Origin of the sequence: Microvirga arsenatis, assembly GCF_009910705.1 — a bacterium.
GTDB classification, from domain to species: Bacteria; Pseudomonadota; Alphaproteobacteria; order Rhizobiales; family Beijerinckiaceae; genus Microvirga; species Microvirga arsenatis.
The window spans coordinates 1-3,332 of the sequence record NZ_JAAAXJ010000051.1; the positions used below are offsets into that span (position 1 = coordinate 1).

Sequence of the window (3,332 nt, forward strand, 5' to 3'; positions counted from 1 at the left end):
GTCTCGGAGACTGATCACGATCGCTGGAACGAGTGATCACGGCCCTCTGGAAACCATGATCACGATGCCCTGGAACGGATGATCACGATCATCTGGAATCCGTGATCACGATCGTCTGGAACGCGCAAGCATCGGATCGCCGCTTGCGTGTCTTGGTGTGCTTACCATCGGGTGAGGCCCTTACGTTCAACTCAGGTCTTCAATGGGTAAGTTGCTTACTTATAGTAAGTGCAAACGATGCGACATACGAGGTTTGAACATGTCCGTTGCACTTCGTCCGAGCGATCCATCCGTTTCGCTGGTGCAGGCCTGCCGCTGGCGCTTCGTGTCGGAAGCAGTCCGGGCTGCGGCTGTCCATGATCTCAGGATGCAGACCCCGAGCCCAGTCATTGAACTCTTCGCAGACGTCGAGCAGCCTGCCCTGCTGGCTACGATCTGGGGGGTCGGGCCCGGTCCAGAACCGGCATCGGACCCCTGGCCGCCTGGTTTGACCGCTGGGGCAGAGATCGAGTGGGTGGCGGATGCGGAGATCATGGCGCGCTGGCGTGCGTCAGGTGGCGGCGAGCCGGGCTGCCTGGTGGTGGTTCGCCAGCCGCTCATCCGGCCAGACAACGGCGGCCAGCGGGATTGGGCCGCGACAGTGCTGCGGGCGCTGGATGGGGACCCATCGCCCCCGGCCGGATTGTTGACGGCCAATTTCTTCGCCAGCCGCGACGGCGGCAGCGTCCTGAACTTCGCCGAATGGACCAGCCCGGCTGCCCACCGCGATGCACTGGCCCGGGGCAGTTACGGCCAGCATGGCAGCATCGGGTCGTCCGCGCTCTGGCGGGCAACCCGCGAGCACCCTGCGATCACACCGGATCATGAGGTGCATCGCTACGTGCCATGCATCCGCAGATCCCATCCGCAAACTGATGAAGCTGCGTAACAACGATCTGGAGAAGTGCACCGCAATGCTGAAAATCGGCCTCATCATCGGCAGCACCCGGCCCAACCGCTTTGCCGACATCCCCGCGCGGTGGATCGCCGAAGGCGCCCGCCAGCGCACCGACCTTGCACTCACCGTCCTGGATCTGCGCGAGCAGCACCTGCCGTTGTTCGACGAGCCCGTACCGCCGGCACGCGCCAACGGAACCTACAGCCGACCGGAAGCCGAGACGTGGCGGCACAAGATCGGCGCGCTCGACGGGTTCATCGCGACGGTCGCGGAGTACAACCACGGCCCGACGGCGGTGTTGAAGAATGCTTTTGACAGCGCGTTCCACGAGTGGAAGCGCAAGCCCGTCGCCTTCATCGGCTATGGCGGCGTCGGTGGCGCACGGGCCATTGAACAGCTGCGCGGCGTGGCGATTGAACTCCAGATGGCACCCATCAAGCACGAGGTGAACATCACCATGGAGCCGTTCCTGGGCATCGTCCAACACGGGAAGGCGCTCGACGACTATCCCCATCTGGTCCGGGCACGTGAGGCGCTTCTCGAGGATCTGGCTTGGTGGGGCTCAGCCCTCAAAGCGGCCCGGGACGGACAACAAAGTGCCGTTGCAGCTTAGTGGCAAGCACATGGCCCATGAGACGGGTCCGCCATTGTCAGTCGAGGCCAGGTTGAGAACGCCTTCTCATGCGTCGACACATCGCTCACGCTCGGAAGTAGCGGCCCATGGGCTCGTACTGGTAAGGCAGCAAGCCGCTGGAGCTGACATGGGACGAGAACTCCGCGGCCTGCCACCAGGGTGGAAGCCAGGCTCAATCTGAAGGAACGAAGGCCGGGTTCCACACGATCTCCCAGACGTGCCCGTCGGGATCCTGGAAGTAGCCCGCATAGCCGCCCCAGAACGCGTCGTGGGCTGGCTTGAGAATCGTGGCCCCTGCCTTGCGAGCCTGCTCCATGACCTGGTCCACCTCGTCCCTGCGGGTCACGTTGTGCCCGATCGTGAAACCCGTCGGGCACGGAGCCGTCTTCGGCAGCCCCGTGTCGTGGGCGACATCGTCACGAGCCCACACCGCCAGCTTCACCTGGGACTGAAGGTCGAAGAAGGCAACCGCTCCGTGCTCGAACTCCTTGCCGACGATGCCCTCGGTCGGCAGTCCGAGACCGTCGCGGTAGAACATGACGGCCCGTTCCAGATCATCGACCCCAAGCGTCAATACCGAAATGCGTGGTTTCATTCGTCCTCCGTTCCATGCACTGGCCGCCATCAGGACGGCCTCGCCGGGCCTGATCATGGGCATGTCGGAGGGGGACGTCTTGAACAAAACGGCCACTCAGGTCACCAACTGGCGCACGAACGCGCCTGCAGTCATCCCGCAGAGGGACTGGACCTCGCGCGTGAGATGGGCCTGATCTGCATACCCGGCGCGGAGCGCTAGGCAGGCCAGCCCCTCATCGGAATCCGTTCGCGCGAGAGCCTGAAACCTCTGGAAGCGCAAGATCCGGTCGAGGGTCTTCGGGCCGTACCCGAAAAGCTCATCGCACTGGCGGCGCAAGGTTCTCTCGCTGACCCCAAGGCGTTCGCGCAACGCCACGATCTTGCGCTCTTCGGCACTCGCATCGGCCTTGAGAAACCTGAAGATCATCGCTGCCTCCTGGCGCGGGAGCTCTACCCTCGGTGCCTGGGCGGCCAGAAGTTCCTGCAGGACGCGGATCTTGTCCTTTGCAGAGGGCGCCGCTCGGATCCAGTCCGCGACTCGATCGGCCGCGCTGCCCCACAGCTCTGCCATCGGAACTTCCTGCCCGATGATCTCCGTTAGAGGAAGCCCCAGCCACTTGACCGCAGCTCCCGGCCTGAAGCGAATGCCGAGAACGATGGAGCCCGGTTCCACTTCAGGAGTCGCAGCAGTGACGTCGGGACCAACCACCGTGAACCGATCGTTCCGCCAGAGGAGATCGACACAGCCGTCGGGAACGACGGCAACAGGTCCTGAATGGTCCGGGGAGACTGAACTCATCCACACGCACTGGAAATGCGGAAGCAGGCGGGGGATCGGAGGGGCCTCGACATAGCGCCCGGCCCGGCTGGCCAGGATCGGCGCGTGTGCACGCGGCATGGCAAATCAACCCTCCATGAACGCTTCCCGACGCATGGGGACAATGTCATTCGGGAGGATCATCTTCAAGACGCCGTATCGAGCCTTGTAGCGGCTAAACAGCACAAAGCCCTCCGCGCGGCTGCCGCTGGAGGGCGTTCACTAGGTTCCAGATACAAAGAAGCCCCCTTTTGGTTTTGACCGTTGGGGGCTTTTGTGTGTTTGGTTGCGGGGACAGGATTTGAACCTGTGACCTTCAGGTTATGAGCCTGACGAGCTACCGGGCTGCTCCACCCCGCGCCATGCAT

Annotated in this window: 4 protein-coding genes and 1 tRNA gene; 2 read left to right on the forward strand and 3 right to left on the reverse strand. The window is 63.4% G+C overall.

Features of this window, described 5'->3' with window-relative positions:
* Positions 1–259: 259 nt before the first annotated feature.
* A complete protein-coding gene (locus GR303_RS24110; RefSeq protein ID WP_161726983.1) occupies positions 260–928 on the forward strand; it encodes an antibiotic biosynthesis monooxygenase in 669 nt (222 codons plus the stop codon).
* The gene (locus GR303_RS24115; protein WP_246205888.1) at positions 915–1,550 is read left to right on the forward strand and encodes an NADPH-dependent FMN reductase; all 636 of its coding nucleotides are present in this window, start codon (positions 915–917) and stop codon (positions 1,548–1,550) included. Before GR303_RS24110 ends, GR303_RS24115 begins: the two co-directional genes overlap by 14 nt.
* Before the next feature lie 193 nt (positions 1,551–1,743).
* On the opposite strand, the gene GR303_RS24120 is transcribed toward GR303_RS24115, so the two are convergent.
* From GR303_RS24120 to GR303_RS24130, 3 genes are all read right to left on the reverse strand, one after another.
* Positions 1,744–2,166 (reverse strand): VOC family protein, encoded by a 423-nt coding sequence (locus GR303_RS24120; protein ID WP_161726985.1) that lies wholly within the window; start codon positions 2,164–2,166, stop codon positions 1,744–1,746.
* A 96-nt stretch (positions 2,167–2,262) separates the two neighbouring features.
* The gene (locus GR303_RS24125) at positions 2,263–3,045 is read right to left on the reverse strand and encodes a helix-turn-helix domain-containing protein (RefSeq protein WP_161726987.1); all 783 of its coding nucleotides are present in this window, start codon (positions 3,043–3,045) and stop codon (positions 2,263–2,265) included.
* A 202-nt stretch (positions 3,046–3,247) separates the two neighbouring features.
* Positions 3,248–3,324, reverse strand: a tRNA-Met gene (locus tag GR303_RS24130).
* Positions 3,325–3,332: the final 8 nt, after the last annotated feature.